General features: G+C 43.1%; 1 protein-coding gene. It reads right to left on the minus strand.

Features of this window, described 5'->3' with window-relative positions:
• On the minus strand, positions 1-1,135 hold a 1,135-nt coding region (locus DNJ75_RS14880), incomplete at both ends, for a hypothetical protein (protein ID WP_206609135.1).

Consider the following 1,135-nt stretch of genomic DNA (forward strand, 5'->3'; position numbering starts at 1 on the left):
CTCTTACCTAAAATATCGCCTGCGGCTAATCCTTCAATGTCTAAACCAAGCTGTGACCAAGTGCCACCACTATAACGATAGATTTCAACCTGTCCGCCATTATTATTGCCATTGCTGTCATTAAGTGACGCACCAATTGCTAATGTCTGACCATCCCCACTTAAGCTTACTGCTGACCCTGATCTATCCGAAGCTGCTTCACCGGCGATATCAAGTCCTAACTGCACCCAGTTGCTGCCGTTATATTGGAAAACACGCACATGACCGGAGTCTGTACCACCATCATCGCTGTTCTCTGCACCAATGGCAACGATCATCCCGTCATCACTTAGCGAAATAGCTGAACCTGAGTTATCACCAGCAAATTCACCCAGAATATCGCTACCTAATTGCACCCATGCACTGCCATTGTATTGATAAATCTGTACCACCCCTTGGCTGCTGGCATGCGCTTTTGATGCAACAGCAATCACCGAGCCATCATTATTCACTGACACCGCATGTCCTAGATTATCAAACGCTGCGGCACCATTGATATTAGCACCCAATTGATTTAAGGTGACCGGACCTTCAAAAGTGGTTAATTTAGGGTCGATATTTGCCAAGACATTAATGGTCAATGGATCACTGCTTGATAAAGTACCATCATCTGATAAAACCGTTAATGTATCAGCACCCGTAAAGCTTGTTGTAGGCTGATAACTCATGCCATTTAAAGCGGCATTGATATCAGTAAGTGTGCCCGTAATCTGCATACTTGCAGTGCCATTACTGCCACTGTTAAAAGTCAAACCCGTCACCTGTGATAAGGTTAAAATACCATTAGTCACGGACAAAGTAACCGTACTGTTGCTATTATCATCTGCAATGCTAATCACATTGGCATTGGTAGTATTAAACACTAAGGTGTTATTTTCTTTAATAACCTGTGTCGCAGGAATGGTATTTACTGGTGCACTATTGACCGCAGTAACATTAACCGTTGCGGTTAATACTGCAGAGTCAACATCACCATCATTAACTTTAAAACTTACCGTACGACTTAATTCACTCGGGGCTAATGAGGTATTTTGATACGTCACACTACGTAATGCTGTTTGATAATTGGCAAGCGTATCCGTACCCGTTAATGTCA

This window comes from Cysteiniphilum litorale, assembly GCF_003428165.1.
In the GTDB taxonomy this organism is placed as follows: Bacteria; Pseudomonadota; Gammaproteobacteria; order Francisellales; family Francisellaceae; genus Caedibacter; species Caedibacter litoralis.